Genomic DNA, 20,455 nt, shown 5'->3' with positions numbered 1-20,455 from the left:
GGCCGTGCCGTCGTATGGACGCGGCATAGGGCTGCGTGCCCACCGGTCCGGAACCGGTCGCGCGCGGCTCAGGCCGGCGTTGTTGCCGGAGCCGCCGCCGATCGCGCGCGGAGGTAAAACCAGAGGCGCACGAGTGCGTCCACGGCCATGAAGATCAGCAGGGTCGATATCAGATACCGATAGCGCAGGATCGGCTGCGTGATCAGATACGGCAGTGCGGGCAGTACCAATGCCAGCGCCACATAGCGATATTTGCGGTTCCGCCACGCGAGGAAGGGAATCGCCAGGAGGCCGAGCAGACCTGCGCCGACCAGCATCGCCTGTCGAACGGGGATCGGGATCCCGGCCGCCGAGCCGCCGAACGTGCCCCAGAACCAACGCGGCGGCAGATAGAATTCGACCGCATGCTGGCCGACCAGTCGCAGGAAGCGATCCGGATGGGCGGCGATCCAGGCCTTGGTCTGCTCCATCAGCTTCCGGCTATAGGGTACCTCGCCTCCGGCAGCCTTGAGCGGCGCCATGTTGACCGACGGGTGGATCTCGTACAGCCGGTCGATATACACCTTCTTGGGGTCGCGCGGGGCAACCGCTGCGTCATGGTTCGCAAGCGCCAGTTCCAGGCCCATGTTGCTGCGCAGCCAGATCGGAGCGCCGATCGCGTGCTCGTTGCGGACAGCCCAGGCGGCGCCGACCAGCGCAACCGTCAGCGCCGCGGTGCCGCCCACCAGGAACAGCGGCTTCCAGGCACCACGCCGAAGGAATACCAGCGTGAACATGGCGGCCGCCCCCAGCCCGACCGAGGGGCTGATGAGGAAGGAGATCGCCGTCAACAGGCCTAGCAGCACGAGATCGCGTGCCGTGGGAAGTTGCGCGCGCCCGTCGATCTTCAGCACCGCGAGCAGAAGGCCGAGCAGCATGCACGCCGCGATCGGTTGTTCGCCTGCGCGGAGCTCCACCGCTTCGAGGCTGAACTGGATCGGCAGGAAGCACACGATCGCCAGCGCGATCAATCCGGCCAGCCGTGGTGCCCCGGCTTCTTCGAAGCAGCGCCAGGCGAGCCAGAAGCTCAGGCACACGAGGAAGATGGCGATCGCGCTGAGAAGGAACTCGGCGATCGGAGTTCCGACGCCGAACAACGCATAGATTGCAGCGGCAATCTGCGGCGTGAGCAGCCCGACATGGGCTGTTGCGCCCGTGCCGAACCCATAAGCGTCGGCAAAGGTGCCATGTTCGGCCAGGCTGGCGGCCACGCGCTGGTTCTCGGTGGGGATGGCGATGAACCGACCGGTTGCCAATACCCAGATCAGTCGCATCGCGAATGCGCCAATCACGAAGAGGAGCGGCCAGTTCAGCCAGCGTCGCGCGGTCATGCGTGTCTCCCAGGATGTGCGTCCGCTGCCGTCTTCCTCGACGCAGCAACATGGTCACAAAGATCCGGCCGGGCCATGGTCATGGAGGCGCGGTTCGGTGTACGGTCTTGCAGGCGAGCGAAAGCGGGCGTCATTGCCGGGGTTCGAGAATGGGGCGCTTGCTGGCACGAAGCTGCAGCAGCACCGCCAGTGCGAACAGCGGCACCAGCCAGGCGACGCGCCCCTGATAGCGATCGAAAACACCGGAAATCGCGCCGCACATCGCACCGTTCATCAATACGGCAAACCCCATCAGCAAGGTCCCGTCGAAAAGGGAGGTTTGCCAGCCGGATTGCTTTGCCGAAAGGCCAGCGCCGCGCCGCAGCCGGATGAAGGTCCCGATCAGTACCAGCCCGCCGAGCACGTAAGATGCCAGCATCAATCCGCTGATCAATTGCAGCGGCATGGTATGGGTCGCGATGGCGCTGCCTTGGTAGGCGGCGATGTCGGGGTGAAGCAGTTGCTGCCGATCATCGCGCGGGACCACCGAATATTCCGTGATGCCGACGGTGCCGAGCTGCCGGAATATGGCCGCGACACTCTTGCCGAGCTGTTCCAGCCCGTGCGTTCGCAGCGTCCCGAGCACGATGGCCATCTGCTCGTCGCACACACGCGCTTTGTCCGCTGCGCTGAGGGCTGCAAATCCGGCTGCCGGCTGTCGATTGCCGGCCCACAGGAATTCATTCTCCGTCATCGGCATCGCGGGCAGGAAACGGCAGCTCGTATAATGCCGCTGCGGGCAGGCTTCCCGCAGATATTTCTCCGCGGTGCCGTCCCCGATCAGTCGCGCCATCAGGAAGGGCGGCGAATAGGTCGACAGACCCGCATGCCGCACCGCCATGTTGAACGCCACTTGGCCGAGCCCGCCCATCCCGATGAGCACGACGACGAGGGCGATCCCTCGCCAGCGCATGCGCCGCGTCAGCAGCCCCAACAGGAACAGCGCGATCAGCAGCCCGATTGCGAGCAGCAGATGAGTCTTGTGGAACAATACTGCCGCGACGCCGAGCGCCAGCCACAAGGCAATTTCGGTTCGGGATAGCGCCCGGCCATATATGGCGAGGATGACGACGCTCAGGATCAGCAGCCCGGCGAAGACGTCCGGCATTATCGTCGTCGCAAAGGCGCCGGCGCCGCCGAACAGGCCGATGGCGCCTACCACCGCCCATCGCTGCAGCCGGGTGGAATCGGGCGCAAGCCTGCGGAGTGCCGCGTAGATCGCGACGACACACAGCATCGCCTGCGCCAGCGGTAGCGCCCAGATCCCGAACAGCGACCAGGCGATGACGAAGGCGGCGCCATAATAGACCGATCGCGCGTCCGACACGCCGTCCGCGGTTTCGATGCCGAGCTTGGTCATCGATTCCGATTGACTGGGCGCGGCGGGCGCTGCGGGCAGCTGGATATGGGCCGCATGGGTGGCGGCGCGCCCGGCCTGGAAATAGCCGAGCGAGTCCGGGTAGAGAATCGGACTATGGTTCAGCGCGGCGGGCACCAGAAACAGCAGCAGCGCGAGGAAGGCGAAAACTAGGTCCGTCAGCTTCCATCGTGCAACCGTCATGGTCCGCCCAGTTCCTCTTTTGCGCGATGCGCAGCTCGGAGTGTGGCATTGCCATGCAAGCCTGCGGAAGTGGTCATTTTGCGACCGACAATCCGCTCCGTACATTCAATCGTACGGGACGAAGCAATGCTCCGTCCCGAAACGGGTTCCTCAAGCGCGCGGTGCCGGCACGCCCAGATAGGCAAGGCGCCGAATCTCGCGCCGGCCGCGCACCACCGTGTCGAGGATAAGGCCGGTGAAGAGGTTCAACAACCCGACGATCGTCAGGCCGGTCACCAGCACCGCGGTCGGCAGGCGGGGCACGAGGCCGGTCTGCGCATAGGTGATCGCCAGCGGGATCGCGAGCAGGACCGCCAGCAGGATGGCGATGCCGCCAAGGGCCCCGAAGAACAGCACCGGCCGCTCGATGCGGAACAGGTTCACGATCGTGCGCAGGATGCGCCAGCCGTCGCGGTAGGTGGAGAGCTTCGACGTCGAACCCTCCGGGCGCGCGGCATAGTTGGTGACGATCTCCGACACCGGCATGCGCAACTCCAGCGCGTGGATGCTGATCTCGGTTTCGATCTCGAAACCGGCCGAAAGCACTGGGAAGCTCTTTACGAAGCGACGCGAGAAGACGCGATAGCCCGACAGGATATCGGTAAAGCTGCGGCCGAACAGCTGGGCCAGCATGCCGGTCAGCATCGCATTGCCGAAGCGGTGGCCGCGGCGATAGGCCAGCTCGACCTCCGACTTGCGGGCGCCGACGACCATGTCGAGCTGCTCCTCGATCAGGCGTTCCACGAGCTGCGGCGCGGCGTCGGCATCATAGGTCAGGTCGCCGTCGGACAGTACGTAGATATCTGCCTCGACATCGGCAAACATGCGGCGGACGACATTGCCCTTGCCCTGCATCCGCTCCGAGCGGACGACCGCACCGGCTTCGGCGGCGACTTCGCAGGTCCGATCGCGGCTGTTATTGTCGTAAACATAGACCGTCGCTTCCGGAAGCGCGGCCTGGAATGCAGCGACCGTCCTGCCGATAGCTACTTCTTCATTGTAACAAGGAAGCAGCACGGCGATTTTCAGTCCGGAAAAGCGTCCGGCACCTGTGGTGTCTTGCGGCGACATGGTGCTACCCCCGTTTATTGGCATGCTTGAATCCGATATCGTCGGGCTGGGTAGTGGATCGACTCTCGTTGTGCAATGCCGAAGAAATCGTTGATAACAGCGGTTTGTCCCGTCTGGGAACCGTCTCGTGAGACGGGATCCCCGCGGCGCGTGAAATCGTTGCCCCGCCCGCCCGCCAATTGCCCGCTGGACCTGAGCGCCGCGACGCGCGATAGGCTTGGCACCATATATCCCATTACCTTGTGAAGAGCACATGGCGACCAAGACTGCATCGAGCTACCGAATCCAGGGCGACACCGGCGAATGGGAGGTCGTGATCGGCCTCGAAGTCCATGCCCAGATCACGTCGCAGGCCAAGCTGTTCTCCGGCGCGGCAACGGCGTTCGGGGCCGAGCCGAACAGCCAAGTCAGCCTGGTCGACGCCGCGATGCCGGGCATGCTGCCGGTGCTCAACGGCGAGTGCATCCGCCAGGCGGTGCGCAGCGGCATGGCGATCGGCGCGGTGATCAACAAATGGTCGCGCTTCGATCGCAAGAACTATTTCTACGCGGACAATCCCCAGGGCTACCAGATCAGCCAGCTCTTCCACCCGCTGGTGGGCGAGGGGCAGATCACGATCAGTCTGGACGAGAAGGATCCCGAAGCCGAGGTGAAGGCGATCGGCGTCGAGCGCATTCATGTCGAGCAGGATGCCGGCAAGCTGATGCACGACCAGCATCCGACCCGATCCTATGTCGACCTCAACCGCGCCGGCGTGGCGCTGATGGAGATCGTCTCCAAGCCGGACATGGCCTCGCCCGCGGAGGCTGGCGCGTATCTTTCCAAGCTCCGCTCGATCCTGCGCTATGTCGGCAGCTGCGACGGCAACATGGACCAGGGCTCGATGCGTGCCGACGTGAACGTCTCGGTCCGCAAGCCCGGCGACGCGCTCGGCACGCGCACCGAGACCAAGAACGTCAATTCGGTCCGCTTCGTGATGCAGGCGATCGAATATGAGGCGCGTCGTCAGGTGGAGGTGCTGGAGAGCGGCGGCCGCGTCGTCCAGGAAACGCGCCTGTTCGATCCGGACAAGGGCGAAACCCGGTCGATGCGCTCCAAGGAAGACGCGCAGGATTACCGCTACTTCCCCGATCCCGACCTGCTGCCGCTGGAGCTGGACGATGCCTTCCTGGAGGAATGCCGCGCCAGCCTGCCCGAGCTGCCCGACGCCAAGCGTCGCCGCTATGAGGAGTCGCTGGGTCTCTCCGCGTACAACGCCGCGGTGCTGACCGCCGAGGCGGAAACGGCGCGCTGGTTCGAGGCGCTGCTCGCCGAGAGCGCACGGATCCAGAAGAAGGGCGAGCAGGAAGTCGCGCGCGCCGCGGCCAACTGGCTGCTCTCGGACCTGTACGGCGCGCTCAATCGCCTCGGCAAGGGCATCGAGGAGAGCCCGGTCAGCCCCGAACAGGGCGCCGAGCTGCTCGCGCTGGTCGCCGACGGGACGATTTCGAACACGCTCGGCAAGCAGGTGTTCGAGATCATGCTGGAGACCGGCGATGCGCCGGGCAAGATCGTCGAAGAGCGCGGGATGAAGCAGACCAGCGACACTGGCGCGATCGAGGCGGTGATCGCCGAGATCCTGGCCAAGAACCCGAACCAGCTGGAACAGTATCGCGGCGGCAAGGAGGCCCTGTTCGGCTTCTTCGTGGGCCAGACGATGAAGGCGATGGCCGGCAAGGCAAATCCGGCGGTCGTCAACGAGCTGCTGAAGAAGGCGCTGAGCTAAGGGAGGCGAGGGGATGTTGCGTCGACTGGTCGTCCTGGCCCTGTGCCTGTTTCCGCTCGCGGCTTCGGCGCAGACCCCGCCGGTGTCCCCGGCTACCAATCCCAAGGTCGCGATCGAGACGAGCGCAGGCCGGATGGTGGTCGAGGTGTATCTCGACAAGGCGCCGGTCTCCGCTCGAAACTTCCTGCGCTATGTCGATGCGAAGCGGCTGGACGGCGTGGTGTTCTACCGCACCGTGAAGCCGGCGGAGAATTTCGGCTTCGTCCAGTTCGGCATCCAGAACGCTGCCGCAAAGATGTACCCGCCGATCAAGCATGAGCCTACGACCGAGACGGGTATCAAGCATCTCGACGGCACGCTGTCCCTGCCGCGCCTGGCGCCGGGCAGCGCGCGGGGGGAGTTCACGATCATGGTCGGCGACCAGCCGTCCTTCGACGCAGACCCGAGCAAGCCCGGCGACAATCTCGGCTACGCGGCCTTTGGGCGCGTGATCGAGGGGCGCGATGTGCTGCTGAAGATCTTCGACGCGCCCACGTCGCCGACCAAGACGATCATGGGAAGCTTCAAGGGCGAAGTGCCCGAGGCGCCGGTCAAGATCGTCTCGGCGCGCCGGGTCGCCGGCTGATCCGCCTCAGAGCGGCTGCGGCGTCAGGTAAAGATAGCCCGGGTCGAATTCGGCGAGTCGCCGCAGCGCCGGCAGATCCTCGAACGAGACACGCCCGTTGCGGAATTCGACGAGGTGGCGCTCGCGAAGCTCTCGCAGCACGCGATTCACGTGGACGGGTGTCAGGCCCAGGCACTCGGCCAGCTCGGCCTGGCTGATGGCAAGCCCATATCCATTCTCGTCCGACAGCCCGACGATGCCCAGGCGAACATGGAGTTCGCAGAACAGATGGGCCGCCCGCTGGATCGCCGAACGGCGGCCAAGCGATACCTCCCATTCCCGGTGAATCGCCGCGTCGACATTGGTGGAGTACCACATCATCCGCGTCAGGTGCGGCAGCGTCTCGGTTATCTCGCGCAGCCGCGTGTGGGATGCCCGCGCGATCGTGCAGGGCGTCAGCGCGAGCAGGGCATGATCAAGGCGCTTGAGCGTGAAGCCATGGAGGTCGGCAAAATCTCCGGCGACATGCACATGGGTGATCTGCCGCTGCCCGTTCTTGAGATCCTTGTACCGCCCGATCAGTCCGTCGAGCAGCAGGGTGGAATAGTTCAGCTCCTCGCCGGCACGCACGATGGTGCGGCCCGCCGGATGTACCACGGTGTCGACGATGGTACCCCGCAACGCAGCCTCTTCGGCGGCGTCGATCGTGTCGCGGAGCCGGAGCTTGCGCAGGTGACGTTCGATCATCGCGACGATATTCTCCGACCGGTGACAGTGGCCCTGCCATGTCGGTGGGCCGCTGCCATCGCAGGTTAGGGCAGGGGGCTATTGCTGGTTCAGGTCCTGATTCTTCACGACCCCGTCGGCGCCGTTCTCGCCGCCAGCGCCGAGCGGCACCGCCTTGGTGAGCGGCATGCCTTCCTTGGCGGCAGCATCGGCGGCGTCGGACCGGGCTTCCACGGCCTGCTGGATATCGGGGCGCGGATCGTCGCGATCGTTGGTGATGTCTGGCATGGTCATGTCCTTTCCGTTTACGCGACCGGCTGGCCGGGGGTAATGCCCGGATCGATGCTCGGGGTAGTCTCGGGGGCCGGCACGTCGACGTCGGGGCCCGGCGGATTGATCTCCGGCGGTGGACCGCCCGGCTGGCCGGGATCCGGCGCCGGGGCTTCGGGCGGGGGCGTGGTCGGCTGGATGGGGGGCTCTACCGGCATGGCACATCTCCTGTTCGTTTCAGCCCCAACGCCTTGCGACACCCAATCGTTGCTTCGTACTTGCCCCGAACCCCATGACTGCTATAGAGCCCGCCGACCGGCGGTGTCCCCTGCGGGCGTGGCGGAACTGGTAGACGCGCTGGATTTAGGTTCCAGTATCGAAAGATGTGGGGGTTCGACTCCCTTCGCCCGCACCAGTCCTTCGCGGCTGATGTGTGGTACACCGCAATTCCGATTCTTTTAGAAGGCCTGAGAATGCAGACTGTCGAGACGTTGAACGAGGGCCTGAAGCGCGCCTTCACGCTGAAGATCACCGCCCAGGACATCGATTCGAAGGTCGATGCCGAGGTCAAGCGGGTCGCGCCGCAGATTCGCATGCCCGGCTTCCGCCCCGGTAAGGTGCCGACCAACCTGGTTCGCAAGATGCACGGCGAAGCGCTGATGCAGGACGCGCTCAACAGCTCGATCCAGGAAGGCATCCAGCAGCTGATCGCCGACCACAAGCTGCGCCCTGCGATGCAGCCGTCGGTCAGCCTCGAGGGCGAGTATGCGCCCGGCGGCGACGCGGAAGTGAAGGTCGAGCTGGAAGTGCTCCCGGACGTCCCGACTCCGTCGATCGAAGGCCTGAAGCTCGAGCGCCTGACGGTGCCGGTGCAGGATTCGGAAGTGCAGGAGCAGCTGAAGCAGCTCGCCGACCAGCAGAAGCGCTGGGACGATGCCGCCGAGGGCCATGCCGCGACCACGGGTGACCAGGTCGTCATGGACTTTGCCGGCAAGGTCGACGGCGTCGCCTTCGACGGCGGCACCGGCGAAGGCATGGCCGTCGAGCTCGGCTCGGGCCGCCTGATCCCGGGCTTCGAGGAGCAGCTCGAAGGCGTGAAGGTCGGCGACGAGAAGCAGCTCAACGTGACCTTCCCGGACGATTACGGCGCCAAGGATCTCGCCGGCAAGGCCGCGACCTTCGACGTCAAGATCACCGCGGTGCAGACCGCCGGCGAGACCGTGATCGACGACGCCATGGCGAAGGCGTTCGGCCTCCAGGATCTGGAGCAGCTTACCGGCCTGCTGAAGGGCCAGATCGAGCAGCAGCTCAACGGCCTGACCCGCACGCACATGAAGCGCAAGCTGCTCGACCAGCTCGCCGCCGGCCACGACTTCCCGGTCCCGCCGTCGATGGTGGAAGCCGAGTTCGACCAGATCTGGCACCAGCTCGTTCATGAGACCGAGCATGAGGAAGATCCGGCCGCGGCCCTCGCCGAGCTGGAAGGCGAGCGCGACGAATATCGTGCCATCGCCGAGCGTCGCGTGCGCCTGGGCCTGCTGCTCAGCGAAATCGGCACCGCCAACGGCGTCGAAGTGACCGCGCAGGAAATGAACCGCCTGATCGCGCAGGCCGCGCAGCAGTACGGCCCGCAGGATCGCCAGCGCTTCATCCAGTATGTCCAGCAGGAGCCGATGGCGGCTGCCCAGCTGCGCGCGCCGCTGTTCGAGGACAAGGTTGTCGACTTCCTGTTCGACAAGGCCGAGATCACCGATCGCGAAGTGACCAAGGAAGAGCTGGAAGCCGCAATCGAGAGCGAAGACGGCTTCTCGTCGGGCACCCACGTCCACGATCACGACAACCACAAGCCGAAGAAGAAGGCCGCCAAGAAGGCCGATGCTTCGGACGAGGCCGGTGAAGAAAAGCCCGCCAAGAAGCCGGCTGCCAAGAAGGCCAAGGCGGAAGACGCCGAGCCGGCCGCCGAAGGCGATGCCGAGCCGGTGAAGAAGCCGGCTGCCAAGAAGGCGGCCAAGGCGGAAGGCGAGGGCGAGGAAGCCGCGCCGAAGCCGAAAAAGGCAGCGGCCAAGAAGAAGGCCGACGCCGAGTGATTTGAGGAAGGGCCGGAACGCAAGTTCCGGCCCTTTTTCTGTAGGGTCGAGCCGGGACCCGGCGGGCCCTAGGCGATGTGATACAGCCCTGCGCCGTGCGACGGCAGCGTTCGGACCATGCGTACGGCGCAGGGCCCCTCGTCCCGACCCTCCCACAAATTCCTGACATGCGTTGCGCCGGTGCGGCCGAGCAGCCGCAGGTCGAAGGTGGCTTCGCCATCCTTGTCCCCGGTATTGAACAGCGCGACATAATGCCCGCCCTGCGGCGCGCGGGCGGTCCAGACGCGTCGATGATCGGCGACGAACCAGGGGCGATTCTCGCTGCTCGCCTGGTTTACCGCCAGCACCTCCCGATTGGTCAGCAGCGCGCGGGTCGGCGCGTCGAGGTGGCGCAGATCCCCACCCATGATGAGCGGTGACCGCGCGATCGACCAGAGGGTCATCAGCGTGCGCTGCTCGTCCGGCGTGAACTTGGTATCGCGCTGCCCCAGCGCGAGGCGGCCGAGCGGCAGCATGTCGGCATCCGGCCACGCGCCGGGACGCGCATAGGCGCTCCAATTCTCCAGTCGCGTGAACTGTGCGTCGAGCAGCGTCCACTCATCCCAGAAATCGTCGGAGATGCGCCACATCTGCGCATGGCGTGCGACATGCTCGGCCCGTGGCACCGGCGTCTCGCCCGGCGAGAGGCTGAGCAGCATCGGCCGCCCGCTTGCCCGGATCGCCCGTGCCGCCGCCTCGATCTCCGGTGCGTGCGCGTCATAGGGCCGGCTCATGTCGTCCATCTTGACGAAATCCACGCCCCAGTCGGCAAACAGCGCGAAGACGCTGTCATAATAGGCTTGGGCGCCGGGCTTGCGCATGTCGACGCCGAACATGTCCGGGTTCCACGGGCAGGTGCTGCCGGTGTCGGCGATGTCGCGGGCACGGATGCCGTTCGCACCCAGCACCGGCAGGTTGCGCTCCACCGCCAGCCGCGGGATGCCGCGCATCAGATGCACGCCGAAGCGCAGTCCCAGCGCATGGACCTGCTTCGCGATGGCGGTGAAGCCACCACCACCCGCGGCGGAGGGAAAGCGATTCGGGGCGGGCAGCAATCGGCCGAATGCGTCCAGCGTCGGCATCGGCTTGGCGTTGTAGGTGTAGCTGCTGGCCTCGGGCTCGTACCACTGGATGTCGATGGTGAAGATGGTGTAGCCGAACGGCAGCAGCTCGCGTGCCTGGATGGCGGCAGTCTCCAGCGCCTGCGCTTCGGTGATCGTCGTGGCGAAGCTGTTCCAGCTGTTCCAGCCCATCGGCGGCGTCGGGGCGAGCTGCGGCGCCTTCGCCGCTGCTCCGGCAGGGGGAGCCGCTGCCAGCGCACCCAGCGCCGCCGCGCCCTGCAAAAGGCCGCGCCGGCCGATACCGTCTGTACGAAGCGTCCCGCTCGACATCCATATCTCCTGATGTTTTTGTCTGGCTATAAGCGTGCGCGCGGGGCGTCAACGGCGCGGGTGTCGCCGGCCGTCTGGAAAGGTCGGTTTGCAAGGTGCGGGCTCGCAGCAAAGAAAAATTACAGACCCCGAGGGGAAGGTGCTTGCCTCCGCATGGCGGCCCCGTATCATGTCGGACAATAAGAATGCCTGCGGGCGTTGGGGGAGCGAGGGGATGCGCACGGCGATGGCCGGCTACAGCATTGGATATGCCGTCGGCGCCAAAGCCGGCCGCGCGATCCGTTCAGCCCCGATTTCCTGCCGCGCCGCACGCGGGCGCCAAGCGATCACCCCAGCCAAGGCGCGCCGGTCGCGCAACGGAGACTCCATGATGCGAAGCTTCATCAGCGCGATCGCGCTTATCGCGGCCCTGCCGGCCATGGCGCAGAGCGGCAGCGATGCCGTCACTGTGCACGGCGACCAGCCGGGCGCCAAGTTCGACCGCCGCCTGTTCGGCCAGTTCGCCGAGCATCTCGGCACCGGCATCTATGGCGGACTCTGGGTCGGCACCGACAGCAAGATCCCGAACGTGAAGGGCTTCCGTCGCGATGTGATCGACGCGCTGAAGGAAATCCGCGTGCCGGTGATCCGCTGGCCGGGCGGCTGCTTCGCCGACGAGTATCACTGGCGGGAAGGCATCGGCCCCAAGGCCAAGCGCCTGGTGAAGGTCAACACCAACTGGGGTGGCGTCACCGAGGACAATGCCGTTGGCACCAACGAGTTCATGGACTTTACCGAAGTGGTGGGTGCCGAAGCCTATGTCTCCGGCAATGTCGGCTCCGCCGCGCCCAGCGAAATGGCCGAGTGGGTCGAGTACATGACCTCGCCGACCAAATCGACCATCGCCAACCAGCGCCGCGCCAATGGCCGCGACAAGCCGTGGAAGCTGCCGATGTTCGGCATCGGCAACGAGCTGTGGGGCTGTGGCGGCGACATGCTGCCGGACTATGCCGCGGACGTCACCCGCCGCTACGCCACCTTCCTCAAGGTGCCCGAAGGCCAGAAGCTGATGAAGATCGCCAGCGGCGCCAATGGGGCCGACTATACCTGGACCGACGTGATGATGCGCAAGGCCGGCGACAAGATCGACGGTATCGGCGTGCATTACTATACCGTGCCCGGACCGTGGGAGAAGAAGGGGGCGGCAACCGGGTTCGACGAGGAAAGCTGGGCGCGGACGCTCTCTAAGACGCTGAAGATGGAGGAGCTGCTCACCGAGCACGGCAAGATCATGGACAAGTACGACCCGAAGAAGCGGGTCGCGCTGCTCGTCGACGAATGGGGTACCTGGTACGATGTCGAGCCGGGCACCAATCCGGGCTTTCTCTACCAGCAGAACAGCCTGCGCGACGCGATGGTCGCCGCGCTCAACTTCAACATCTTCGCCCGCCATGCCGATCGTGTGCGCGGCGCCAACATCGCGCAGATGGTCAACGTGCTGCAGGCGATGCTCCTCACCGACGGCGCGAAGATGGTGAAGACGCCGACCTACTGGGCATTCGATCTGTACAAGGACTATCAGGACGGCACCGTACTGCCGGTGGACGTGCAGTCGCGCTGGTACAACAAGGACCAGTGGACGATGCGCGCGGTCAGCGCCAGCGCGGTCCGCGGCACCGATGGCGTGGTGCATGTCGGCCTGGTCAATGTCGATCCGAATCGGCCTGCCAGCGTCAGCGTGAAGCTGGACGGCGTGACCGGCGCCCAGGTGGCCGGCCGCATCCTCACCGGCGAGCGGATGGACGCGCATAACGACTTCGCCGCGCCGAACGCGATCCAGCCCATGCCGTTCACCGGTGCCAGCCTCTCCGGCGGCACGCTGACCGTGCAGGTGCCGGCCAAGGCGATCGTGATGCTCGACATCCGATGAAGCGTCGCCCCTGATCGGCCCGGTCGATCAGGGGCGAAACAAAAAATGTTGCGGCGCGATGCCGTCCCGTGCGTTAGGCGAGCGAACAAGCTTACCAATGCCAGAGGAGCATGACATGGCCTTCGAACTTCCCGAACTGCCGTACGCCAAGGACGCGCTCGCGCCGCACATGTCGGCCGAGACCTTCGACTTCCACCATGGCAAGCATCACAAGGCCTATGTCGACAACTGCAACAAGCTGGTTGCCGACATTCCCGAGCTGGCCGGCGCGAAGCTCACCGACGTGATCGCCTATGCCAAGGACAAGGGCAACAAGGGCCTGTTCAACAACAGCTCGCAGATCTGGAACCACAGCTTCTTCTGGCAGTGCCTGACGCCGGACTATGTGGCGCCCACCGGCAAGCTGGCCGAGATGATCGCCCGCGACTTCGGCAGCCACGAGGCGCTGCTCGAGAAGCTGAAGGCGGAATCGGTCGGCCACTTCGCCAGCGGCTGGGGCTGGCTGGTGCTCGACGGCGACACGCTGAAGGTCACCTCGTTCCATGACGGCGACTCGCCGGTCGCGCACGGCGTGAAGCCGCTGTTCACGATCGACGTGTGGGAACACGCCTATTACATCGACTATCGCAACGCGCGCCCGTCGTTCGTCGACACCATCCTGACCAAGCTGGTGAACTGGGACTTCGTTGCCCAGAACCTCGACGGCGAGGGCGCTGCCCGCGCCGACCAGCAGGGCTGAAGCTCTTTCGATCCCCCCGCCCGGTTGCCGGGTGGGGGGATCAGTTTTCCCCGTATAGATCGCGCTGGGCCTTCTCCAGCTCCTCGGCATAGCGGCGGCGCGCATGGCTCTCGGTGATGAGACCCAGCACCTGCCCGTCGCTCGACAGCACCGCCAGATCGTCCGCCACGCTCGCGTCGAAGGCTTCCAGCACTTCCGCGATCGTCATGTCCGGCGACAGGGCGCTATCCACGAACTTCGCCATGCTGCCGACGCGGCCCGCCTGATCGGCGGACGGGCTCCACACCGCCGCGGTTTCGGCGATGCCGGCGTAATGGCCCTTGGCGTCCAGCAGCACGACGCGCTTGGTCGAGCCCAGCGGGAAGCGCGCGCGAAAGGTCGCGATATCCGTATCGGCGGCGATGGTCGACACGTCGCGCCGCATCATCCGCATGGCCGTTAGCGCACGGACCCAGCCCACATCCCGGCCGCTGCGCAGCGTTTCGCCGCGCAGGTGGAGGCGCCAGGTGGAGAAGCTGTAGCCGAACGCTTCGCGTACGATCGTGCTGGCGATCAGCGTCGCGGCGATGGTCACGCCGGTGATGCTGAAATCATGGGTGATCTCCAGCACCAGCAGCGACATCGTCATCGGCCCGCCGACCACCGCCACCGCGAGCGCCGCCATGCCGACCACCGCCGCATCATCGGGGGTGAGGGCGTGCAGGCCCGGCACGTCCGCGAGCGCCAGCTGGTAGAAGCGGCCGACCAGCGCGCCGAGGAACAGCGACGCGAAGAACAGGCCGCCGCGAAAGCCGAATCCGAGCGACACGGCGGAGCCCAGCAGTTTGAGCAGGATCACCAGCCCCAGCGAGGCGATCGTCGCCTGTGCAGCCAGGTTGATGTCCAGCGCGCCGTGGCCGCTCGACAGGACCTGCGGGGAGAGCAGGGCGAGCGGCATCATCAGCACGCCGCCGACCAGCGGCGCCCAGGCGGTAGTGATCGGGCTGCGCCGTACGCCTGCCTCCACCAGCGAGACCAGCCGCATCAGCGCGATGCCGAAGCCGGCGCAGAGCACGCCGAGCAGCGCATAGAGGAGGTAATCCGCGGTACCAATGGGATGGGCGCCGCCCGCGCTGATCACATAGGGGTGGATGCCGAGCGCGCGGGCGATGGTCGCGGCGGTCAGCGACGCGACCACCACCGGGGCGACGATGGCGGGCGTGTAGGCGCCGAGCACGATTTCGAAAGCATAGAAGGCACCGGTGAGCGGTGCCCCGAACGCGGCACCGAGGCCCGCGCCGGCTCCGGCGGCCATCAGCGTGCGCAGGTCGGCACGGCGTAGTTTCAGGCGCTGGCCGAGCAGCGAGGCGAGGCCGCCTCCGGCCTGCGCATAGGCTGCTTCCAGTCCCACCGAGGCGCCGAAGCCGTTGGAAAGGAGGGTCTGGCCCACCACGGTCGCAGTGTCGCGCGCCGGGATGCGTCCACCATGCAGCGCATTCGCCTCGACCACGTCGACCGTTTTGCGGCGGCGGAGCAGCCATAGCGTGCAGCCCAGGAGCGCCCCGCCGACCGGCAGCGCCAACAGCCGCAGCGGCGCGATATGGCTCGCGGCGCTGAGATGCTCGCCGATCGCCAGACCGAACAGGAGACGCTGCATGCCGCGCGCGGTCTGCCCGATCGCGATCGCTGCAAGGCCCGCGGCTGCGCCCACGCCCATCGCCAGCAGCAGGAACAGCAGCGTGTTCGACCGGATCTGCCGGCGCAGACTGTTCGCCGCGCGCACCGCACGGAATGTTGCCGGGTGGCGCAGCGGGCGCATCCTGGGATCAGCCCTCCGGGGGGAGCGGTGCGTCCTCGGGTTTTTCGAGCTGCAGGCCGTGGCGGAGCAGCATCGGGATGTTGGCGATGGCGAACACCAAAGTCAGCGGGATCACCACCCAGGTCTTGAACGTCACCCAGCGATCCCAGTCGAGCATGTGGCGCATGACTTCGTTGAGCACTGCCATCGCGACGAAGAACACGGTCCAGTTGATCGTCAGCAGCCGCCAGCCCTTGGCGCTCAGGCCCGGATAGGCGGATTCGAGCATGGTCTGGAGCAGCGGCTTGTTGGTGATGAGGCCATAGCCGAGGATCACCGCGAACATCGCGTAGACGATGGTCGGCTTGACCTGGATGAAGGTCTGGTCGTGATAATAGAGGGTCAGCCCGCCGAACACGAGCACCAGCACGCCGGTGATCCACAGCATCGGGGAGACATGGCGGGTCTTCCACCACGAGACCGCGATCGCCACCGCCATCGCGATCATGAAGGCCAGGGTCGCGGTGAGAATGCGCTGGAGCTGGATGCCGGGGGCGAGGCTGTTGACCGCGAAGAACACGATCAGCGGCCCGTAATCGAGCGCCATGCGCAGGCCGGCGGATGCCTTTGGGGGCGTGGCGGCATCAGCCATGGGTAACGTCCTCCACGCCGGCGATGATGCGGGCGACTTCGTTCGCGTCGAAGCCGCGCAGGTCGTCGACCTTCTCGCCGACGCCGATCGCGTGGATCGGCAGGCCGTATTTCTCGGCCGCCGCGACCAGCACGCCGCCGCGCGCGGTGCCGTCGAGCTTGGTCATGACCAGGCCGGTCACACCCGCCACTTCCTTGAACACCTCAATCTGGTTGAGCGCATTCTGGCCGGTGGTCGCATCGAGCACCAGCACCACGTCGTGCGGCGCGGCCGGATTGAGGCGGCCGAGCACGCGGCGGACCTTGGCCAACTCGTCCATCAGCTCGCGCTTGTTCTGCAGGCGGCCGGCGGTGTCGACGATCAGCACGTCGGTGCCGATTTCGGTCGCGCGCTTCACCGCTTCGAACACGATGCCGGCCGCGTCGCCGCCCTCGGCGCCCGAGATGATCGGCACGCCGATGCGCTCGGCCCAGGTCTTCAGCTGGCCGATCGCGGCGGCGCGGAAGGTGTCGCCCGCCGCCAGCATCACGCTGTAGTCCTGCTCCAGCAGCTGGTTCGCCAGCTTGGCGATCGTGGTCGTCTTGCCCGATCCGTTGACGCCGATGACCAGGATCACCTGCGGGCGCGGGAACGCCTCGATCTCCAGCGGCTTGGCGACCGGCTCCAGCACCTTGGCGACTTCCTCGGCGACGATCACGCGGATGCCGAGTTCCTCCAGGTTGCGCTCGAACTGCCCCTCGGCGAGCCGCGCGCGCACCTTGGCGGCGGTGGCGGGGCCGAGGTCCGAGGCGATCAGCGCCTCCTCGATCTCGTCCAGCGTCGCCTCGTCCAGCCGGGCGAGCGACAGGCCGGCGAGGTTGCCGAGCAGCCGGTCCGACGTCTTGCGAAAGCCGCCGAGCAGCTTTTCATGCCAGCCGGGTCCGCTCATGCGACCAGCTTTCCGTCTTCGACGCGTGCAATCGTCACGTTCACCGTTTCTCCAGTCTGCCGAGGCGCGGTCAGCCGCACCTCGGCGAAATTCTCTGCATGGCCGCGGTCGCCCGGGCGCTCGATCAGCACCTGCTGGCGGCTGCCGACCAACGTCTCTAGCCAGTTCGCCCGCTGCTCGGCCGCCGCTGCGCGCAGCCGGGCGGCGCGGTCGCGGATCGTGGCGGGGGCCACCTGCGGCATGCGCGCGGCGGGCGTGCCGGCGCGCGGGCTATAGGGGAAGATGTGTGCATGCACCACGCCGCAATCGGCGATCAGGGCAAGCGTGTTGGCGAACATCGTCTCGTCTTCGGTCGGAAAGCCGGCGATCAGATCGGCGCCGATCGCGATTTCCGGCCGTGCGGCGCGCAGGCGTTCGGCGAGTGCCACCGATTGCGCGCGGCTGTGGCGGCGCTTCATCCGCTTGAGGATCAGGTCGTCGCCCGCCTGGAGCGACAGATGAACGTGCGGCATGAGGCGCGGCTCCTGGGTCAGGAGCGCGAACAGCCGATCGTCGACTTCGATCCCATCCAGCGAGGACAGCCGAAGTCGCTGAAGCCTGGGTACGTGCTTCAGGATGCGCTCCACGAGCGACCCCAGCGTCGGAGCGCCGGGCAGATCATGGCCGTAGCTGGTGAGGTCGACGCCGGTCAGCACCACCTCGCCATGCGCCTCGGCGAGCATCGCGATCCGGTCGATCACCGCGCCCGCGGGCACCGAGCGGCTGTTCCCCCGGCCGAAGGGGATGGCGCAGAAGGTGCAGCGATGGTCGCAGCCATTCTGGACCTCGACGAACGCGCGGGCGTGGGTGGAGAAACTGGCGGCGAGGTGCGGCGCGGTCTCGCGCACCGCGAGGATGTCCTGCACCTGCACCTTCGCCTCGGATGCCCACGCCTCCGGCAGCAGCTTCTCGGCATTGCCGATCACGCGGTCCACCTCGGGCATCGCCGCGAAGGCTTGCGGATCAATCTGCGCCGCGCAGCCGGTGACGACCAGCTCCGCATCCGGCCGCTCGCGGCGCGCGCGGCGGATCGCCTGCCGCGTCTGCTTCACCGCTTCGTTGGTCACGGCGCAGCTGTTCACCACGATCGCGTCCCGCCCGGTTAGCAGCGCACGGATCGACTCGCCTTCGGCTAGGTTCAGCCGGCAACCCATGTTAAGGATAAGGGGCGAGGAGAGGGACATTGGCGAGCGATCTAAGGACGCCGACCGCAGAAGTCCAACACCAGGCCCGGCAAGTGCTGGCGTTCTGGTTCGATGCGCTTCTGCCTGAACAGTGGTTTCTGAAGTCCGACGGGCTCGACCGGGAGATTGCCGACTTGTTCGGCGAACTGCGTGACTCCGTGCTGGCATGCGGTGCGGCGGGGTGGGACGATGATCCGGATACGCTGCTCGCCGCGGTGATCCTGCTCGATCAATTCTCCCGCAACATCCATCGCGGCAAGGCGGAGGCCTTTGCCGGCGATGCCCTGGCGCAGCGGCTTGCGCAGGCGGCGGTGGCGCGGGGGTGGGATCAGAGGATGTCGAAGGAGCAACGCCTGTTCCTGTATCTGCCGTTCGAACATGCCGAGGATCCTGCCCTGCAGGTACAGAGCCTCCGCCTGTTCACCGCGCTGGGGGAGTATGAATGGCTCGCCTATGCGCGGGATCATGAAGAGGCGATCCGCCGCTTCGGCCGGTTCCCGGCGCGGAACGAGGCGCTGGGCAGGATCTCGACCCCGGACGAGCTGGACTATCTCAGCCGGCCTGGAGCTGGCTGGTAGCGTCGCCGCCTTCCAGGCGCGGGCCGGGCTGCAGGATCAGCCGTCGCTCGGCGAGCAGGCGCCGGGCGCCGGCGATCGACAGCGGTTTGCCGTAGAGCCAGCCCTGCGCCTTGGCGCAGCCGATCGCGCGCAGCCGCTCCTCGATCGCGGCGTCTTCCACGCCCTCGGCGGTAATCGGCAGGTTCAGGCTCTCGCCCAGCCGCAGGATGGTGTTGACGATCGCGGCGGAGTCGGCGCTCTCGTTGAGCGAGAGGATGAAACTCTTGTCGATCTTGATGCGATCGAAGGGCAGGGCGCGCAGATGCGCCAGCGACGAATAGCCGGTGCCGAAATCGTCCAGCGCCAGCCGGACGCCCTGGTTCTTCAGGCTGCCGACGATCGACTGGGCGAGCGCCAGATTGTCGAACAGCGCGCTCTCGGTGATCTCCACTTCCAGCCGGTGCGCAGGGAAGCCGGTTTCGGTGAGTACCTTGATGATCTTCTGTGCCAGCCACGCATCGCGCAGCTGCACGGGCGAGATGTTGATCGACAGGTTGAGGCCCGGATCCCAATCGCGCGCGGCATGAAACGCCTGGCGCATGATCGAGAGGGAGAGGTCGCCGATCAGGCCAGTGTCTTCGGCAACGGGAATGAACCGGTCCGGCGGGATCATGCCGTGGCTGGGATGCTCCCAGCGGGCGAGCACCTCGAAGCCGTGCAGTCGCCCGCTCGCCAGATCGATCTGCTGCTCGAAATAGGGCACGATCTCCTGCCGCGGCACGGCGAGGCGCAGGCCGCTCTCCAGCGCGCTGCGTACCTGTAGCGCCCGCTCCATCGCCGGATCGAACCAGGCGAAGCGATTTCTGCCGGCTTTCTGGGCCTGATGCATCGCGATGTCGGCGGTGCGCAGCAGCGCGTCGATGTTCGGGCAGTCGAAGTCGGAGCGCGCGATGCCGAGCGAGCAGCTGATGTGCAGCGGCGTGCCGTCCACGTCGAAAGGCTGGCCGATCCGGGCGACGATACGTTCGGCGATCCGCTCGACGATGGCGGGCTCGCGGGGATCGAAGGGAAAGGCGCAGGCGAATTCGTCGACCCCCAGGCGCCCCGCCAGCGCCATCTGGGGCAGGGCTTCCGTTACCGCCTGGGCGACCATGCGCACCAGCGCATCGCCCATGGCATGTCCATGCAGATCGCTGATTGCCTTGAACCGGTCGAGGTCGAACACCAGCATCGCCACCGCCTGGCTGCGGCGATGCGCGCGGGCGAACATGGCGGCGCCTTCCTCCGTCAGGCTGTGGCGATTGAGAAATCCGGTGAGCGCATCCCGGCTGTACAATCCCTGCATGCGATCGCCGGTGGGGTGCCGGACCTCGCGCGCGCCAAGGCGGCGCCAGCACGACAGGATCAGCCCGATATTGAGCAGCTGTGCGCCGATCAGCCAGGTCTGCGGCACGGTGGTGGTAACGCCGTCGAAGGTGAGCAACACGCCGATCGCAACTGCCAGCAGCAGCGAGGCGATGCCGAGTGCGCCGAAAACCGATCCCGTGCGATCCTTGCGGGGCGGATGCCGGTCCTGTTGCTGATGCCGCGTCATCGACGCACTACGCCCCTCATACAAATGAAGCGGTGTAATCCCATGCGAGGCGTGTAGATCGGGTTAAACCCTAGGAGGTTGCTTTCCGCTGCCACTCTCGCTAAGGGGACCCAC

At 66.4% G+C, this 20,455-nt stretch carries 18 protein-coding genes and 1 tRNA gene; 7 read left to right on the top strand and 12 right to left on the bottom strand.

All coding sequences use genetic code 11. The features are described 5' to 3' along the window. Positions 1–68: 68 nt before the first annotated feature. The 3 genes from A7X12_RS00585 to A7X12_RS00575 all read right to left on the bottom strand — a co-directional run bounded on the left by A7X12_RS00585 (position 69) and on the right by A7X12_RS00575 (position 4,080). Positions 69–1,370, bottom strand: coding sequence for a hypothetical protein (locus A7X12_RS00585; RefSeq protein ID WP_064309693.1), 1,302 nt, complete (start codon positions 1,368–1,370; stop codon positions 69–71). A 130-nt stretch (positions 1,371–1,500) separates the two neighbouring features. Beyond that, positions 1,501–2,970, bottom strand: a complete 1,470-nt coding sequence (locus A7X12_RS00580; protein ID WP_064309692.1) for a hypothetical protein — start codon at positions 2,968–2,970, stop codon at positions 1,501–1,503. Positions 2,971–3,120: 150 nt separating this feature from the next. Then, complete coding sequence (locus A7X12_RS00575; protein ID WP_064309691.1) at positions 3,121–4,080, bottom strand: glycosyltransferase family 2 protein; 960 nt, start codon at positions 4,078–4,080, stop codon at positions 3,121–3,123. Between the two features lie 253 nt (positions 4,081–4,333). Here A7X12_RS00575 and gatB point away from each other — a divergent pair, with 253 nt between their 5' ends. Then, on the top strand, positions 4,334–5,845 hold the full coding sequence (gatB, locus tag A7X12_RS00570; protein ID WP_064309690.1) for an Asp-tRNA(Asn)/Glu-tRNA(Gln) amidotransferase subunit GatB: 1,512 nt from the start codon (positions 4,334–4,336) through the stop codon (positions 5,843–5,845). Positions 5,846–5,858: 13 nt separating this feature from the next. After that, entirely contained in the window at positions 5,859–6,470 is a 612-nt protein-coding gene (locus tag A7X12_RS00565; protein WP_064309689.1) for a peptidylprolyl isomerase, read from the top strand. Positions 6,471–6,476: 6 nt separating this feature from the next. Here A7X12_RS00565 and A7X12_RS00560 read toward each other — a convergent pair whose 3' ends face one another. The 3 genes from A7X12_RS00560 to A7X12_RS00550 all read right to left on the bottom strand — a co-directional run bounded on the left by A7X12_RS00560 (position 6,477) and on the right by A7X12_RS00550 (position 7,663). Further along, complete coding sequence (locus A7X12_RS00560) at positions 6,477–7,196, bottom strand: Crp/Fnr family transcriptional regulator (RefSeq protein ID WP_064309688.1); 720 nt, start codon at positions 7,194–7,196, stop codon at positions 6,477–6,479. Positions 7,197–7,274: 78 nt separating this feature from the next. Next, positions 7,275–7,469, bottom strand: a complete 195-nt coding sequence (locus A7X12_RS00555; protein WP_232318201.1) for a hypothetical protein — start codon at positions 7,467–7,469, stop codon at positions 7,275–7,277. An 11-nt stretch (positions 7,470–7,480) separates the two neighbouring features. Further along, positions 7,481–7,663: a hypothetical protein gene (locus A7X12_RS00550; RefSeq protein ID WP_064309687.1), complete on the bottom strand. Its 183-nt coding sequence runs from the start codon at positions 7,661–7,663 to the stop codon at positions 7,481–7,483. A 112-nt stretch (positions 7,664–7,775) separates the two neighbouring features. Here A7X12_RS00550 and A7X12_RS00545 point away from each other — a divergent pair. Both A7X12_RS00545 and tig read left to right on the top strand, forming a co-directional pair. Next, a tRNA-Leu gene (locus tag A7X12_RS00545) sits at positions 7,776–7,860 on the top strand. A gap of 58 nt (positions 7,861–7,918) precedes the next feature. Then, on the top strand, positions 7,919–9,532 hold the full coding sequence (gene tig / locus A7X12_RS00540) for a trigger factor (RefSeq protein WP_064309686.1): 1,614 nt from the start codon (positions 7,919–7,921) through the stop codon (positions 9,530–9,532). Positions 9,533–9,600: 68 nt separating this feature from the next. Here the strand turns inward: tig and A7X12_RS00535 are convergent, their stop codons facing one another. Continuing rightward, entirely contained in the window at positions 9,601–10,962 is a 1,362-nt protein-coding gene (locus tag A7X12_RS00535; RefSeq protein ID WP_064309685.1) for a glycoside hydrolase family 27 protein, read from the bottom strand. 370 nt (positions 10,963–11,332) lie between these two features. Here A7X12_RS00535 and A7X12_RS00530 point away from each other — a divergent pair, with 370 nt between their 5' ends. Together A7X12_RS00530 and A7X12_RS00525 are read left to right on the top strand one after the other, a co-directional pair. After that, positions 11,333–12,871 carry an alpha-N-arabinofuranosidase gene (locus A7X12_RS00530; RefSeq protein WP_064309809.1) on the top strand — a complete coding sequence of 513 codons (1,539 nt, stop codon included), beginning with the start codon at positions 11,333–11,335 and terminating at the stop codon, positions 12,869–12,871. Positions 12,872–12,986: 115 nt separating this feature from the next. Continuing rightward, complete coding sequence (locus tag A7X12_RS00525) at positions 12,987–13,610, top strand: superoxide dismutase (RefSeq protein WP_064309684.1); 624 nt, start codon at positions 12,987–12,989, stop codon at positions 13,608–13,610. A gap of 40 nt (positions 13,611–13,650) precedes the next feature. On the opposite strand, the gene A7X12_RS00520 is transcribed toward A7X12_RS00525, so the two are convergent. Genes A7X12_RS00520 through mtaB form a run of 4 tightly spaced genes read right to left on the bottom strand, consistent with a single transcriptional unit; the run spans position 13,651 to position 18,190 of the window. Further along, positions 13,651–15,408, bottom strand: a complete 1,758-nt coding sequence (locus A7X12_RS00520) for a chloride channel protein (RefSeq protein WP_064309683.1) — start codon at positions 15,406–15,408, stop codon at positions 13,651–13,653. Positions 15,409–15,415: 7 nt separating this feature from the next. Then, positions 15,416–16,039, bottom strand: coding sequence for a septation protein A (locus A7X12_RS00515; RefSeq protein ID WP_269747787.1), 624 nt, complete (start codon positions 16,037–16,039; stop codon positions 15,416–15,418). Then, on the bottom strand, positions 16,032–16,967 hold the full coding sequence (gene ftsY / locus A7X12_RS00510) for a signal recognition particle-docking protein FtsY (protein ID WP_064309681.1): 936 nt from the start codon (positions 16,965–16,967) through the stop codon (positions 16,032–16,034). Before ftsY ends, A7X12_RS00515 begins: the two co-directional genes overlap by 8 nt. After that, positions 16,964–18,190 carry a tRNA (N(6)-L-threonylcarbamoyladenosine(37)-C(2))-methylthiotransferase MtaB gene (mtaB, locus tag A7X12_RS00505; protein ID WP_064309680.1) on the bottom strand — a complete coding sequence of 409 codons (1,227 nt, stop codon included), beginning with the start codon at positions 18,188–18,190 and terminating at the stop codon, positions 16,964–16,966. Before mtaB ends, ftsY begins: the two co-directional genes overlap by 4 nt. Here mtaB and A7X12_RS00500 point away from each other — a divergent pair. Continuing rightward, on the top strand, positions 18,190–18,768 hold the full coding sequence (locus A7X12_RS00500; RefSeq protein ID WP_084444924.1) for a DUF924 family protein: 579 nt from the start codon (positions 18,190–18,192) through the stop codon (positions 18,766–18,768). The two genes, mtaB and A7X12_RS00500, sit on opposite strands and share 1 nt — an antisense overlap. On the opposite strand, the gene A7X12_RS00495 is transcribed toward A7X12_RS00500, so the two are convergent. Beyond that, complete coding sequence (locus A7X12_RS00495) at positions 18,743–20,341, bottom strand: putative bifunctional diguanylate cyclase/phosphodiesterase (protein WP_064309678.1); 1,599 nt, start codon at positions 20,339–20,341, stop codon at positions 18,743–18,745. The genes A7X12_RS00500 and A7X12_RS00495 overlap by 26 nt on opposite strands. Positions 20,342–20,455: the final 114 nt, after the last annotated feature.

The sequence above is a fragment of the Sphingomonas sp. TDK1 genome, from assembly GCF_001650735.1.
Lineage (GTDB): Bacteria > Pseudomonadota > Alphaproteobacteria > Sphingomonadales > Sphingomonadaceae > Sphingomonas.
The sequence above is the reverse complement of the archived record's forward strand: the minus strand, read 5'-3'. Positions and strand labels throughout refer to the sequence as shown.